A 2,116-nucleotide genomic window follows, 5' to 3' on the forward strand; every position below is an offset into this window, starting at 1 on the left:
GCGCTACCGCGCTGACGGCGTGATCGAGTACGCCGGGCGTATGGACCATCAGGTGAAAATCCGTGGCCTGCGTATCGAGCTGGGTGAAATCGAAGCGCGTCTGGCCGAGCACGATGATGTGCGCGAGACCGTGGTCATCGCTCAGGACGGCTCGTTGCTGGTGGCCTACGTGGTGCCCGATGACGAAGCGCTGTTGAGTGCCGATGAAGCCACGCGCAGCGCGAAAAACCTCGAGCTCAAGGCGCATCTGGGGCAGAGCCTGCCGGAGTTCATGGTGCCGCAACACTGGGTCTGGCTGGAGAAAATGCCGGTCAGCCCCAACGGCAAACTCGAACGCAAGGCGTTGCCGAAGTTTGATGCCAGCACCCTGCAAAACACCTTTGTCGCGCCGCAGACCGAGCTGCAAAAACACGTCGCGGTGATCTGGCAGGACGTGCTCAAGCTTGAGCGCGTCGGCCTGACCGACAACTTCTTCGAACTGGGCGGGCATTCGCTGCTGGTGACCCAGGTGATCTCGCGCATTCGCCGCACGCTGGATATTCAGGTGCCGCTGCGCACGCTGTTCGAACACAGCAGCCTGGAAGCGTTTGTCCGCGTCCTCGATGCCGATCAACAGACTACGCAAACCCCGATTCCACAGGTCAGCCGCGAGCAACCGCTGGCGCTGTCCTACGCCCAGGAGCGTCAATGGTTCCTGTGGCAGATGGACCCGCAAAGCGCCGCCTACAACATTCCCACCGCGCTACGCCTGTGCGGCGAACTCGATCGCGCGGCACTGGAGCAAAGCTTCCAGGCGCTGATCCAGCGCCACGAAAGCCTGCGCACGGCGTTTGTCGATACCGACGGACGCGTACAACAAGTAATCCGGCCAAGCGGGCAGGTGGCGTTGCATGAGCAAACGCTGGCCAACGCCACGGATGAACAGATCCAAGCCTTCGTCGAACAACAGACCCAGCAGGCGTTCGACTTGTTGGCGGGCGAGTTGCTGCGGGTAGCCTTGCTGCGCATCAGCGACACCGACCATGTGTTGGTCCTGACCCTGCACCACATCGTCTCCGATGGCTGGTCGATGCAGGTGATGATCGAAGACCTGATCGCCTGTTATGCCGCGCTCAGTCAGGGCCGTGCAGCCGAATTGCCGGCGCTGGCGGTGCAGTACGCCGATTACGCGGTGTGGCAGCGCGAGTGGATGGATAACGGCGAGCGCGAACGCCAGCTGACGTACTGGAAAACTCAGTTGGGCAGCGAACAACCGCTTTTGGAAATGCCGGCCGACCACCCGCGTCCCGCCGTGCAGAGCTTCCGCGGTGCGCGCCTGAACGTGACCATCGAACCGGCACTGAGTGACGCACTCAAGGCGCTGGCGCGACGTGAAGGCGTGACCGTGTTCATGTTGCTGCTGGCCTCGTTCCAGGCCCTGTTGCACCGTTACAGCGGTCAGTCGGATATCCGCGTCGGGGTGCCGATTGCCAACCGCAATCGTCTGGAAATCGAGCGATTGATCGGCTTCTTCGTCAACACCCAAGTGTTGCGGGCCGAGTTCGATCCGGCGCTGGATTTCGCCCGGTTGCTGCAACAGGTCAAGCACACCGCGATTGCCGCGCAAATGCATCAGGACCTGCCGTTCGAGCAACTGGTCGACGCCTTGCAGCCTGAGCGCAATCTGAGCCACAGCCCGTTGTTCCAGGCGATGTTCAACCACCGCACGGAAGCCGAGTCCGATCTGGTCGCGCAATTGCCGGGGCTGAACCTGCAAAGCCTGAGTTGGGAACACCGGACCGCGCAGTTCGATCTGGCGCTGGACACCGGCGACAGCCCGGAAGGCCTGGATGCGTCCTTTACGTACGCCACCGATCTGTTCGAAGCGAGCAGCATCCAGCGCCTCGCCGGGCATTGGTTGAACCTGCTCAAAGCCGTCGTGGCTGACGCGAAGCGCCCGCTGGCCGAACTGGTGTTGCTCGACGCCGCGGAACGCGAGCTGATTGTTGAAGGCTGGAACGCCACGGCCACCGAATACCCGCTGTCGCGCAGCGTGCATTCGCTGATCGAGGATCAGGTACGTGCCACACCGGACGCCTTGGCGCTGGTGTTTGGCGAGCAACGCCTGACTTACGCC

Annotated in this window: 1 protein-coding gene; it reads left to right on the forward strand. The window is 62.5% G+C overall.

What is annotated here, in order from left to right:
* On the forward strand, positions 1-2,116 hold a 2,116-nt coding region (locus tag CAF87_RS28875), incomplete at both ends, for a condensation domain-containing protein (RefSeq protein WP_256576077.1).

The sequence above is a fragment of the Pseudomonas sp. R38(2017) genome (assembly GCF_002112395.1).
In the GTDB taxonomy this organism is placed as follows: Bacteria; Pseudomonadota; Gammaproteobacteria; order Pseudomonadales; family Pseudomonadaceae; genus Aquipseudomonas.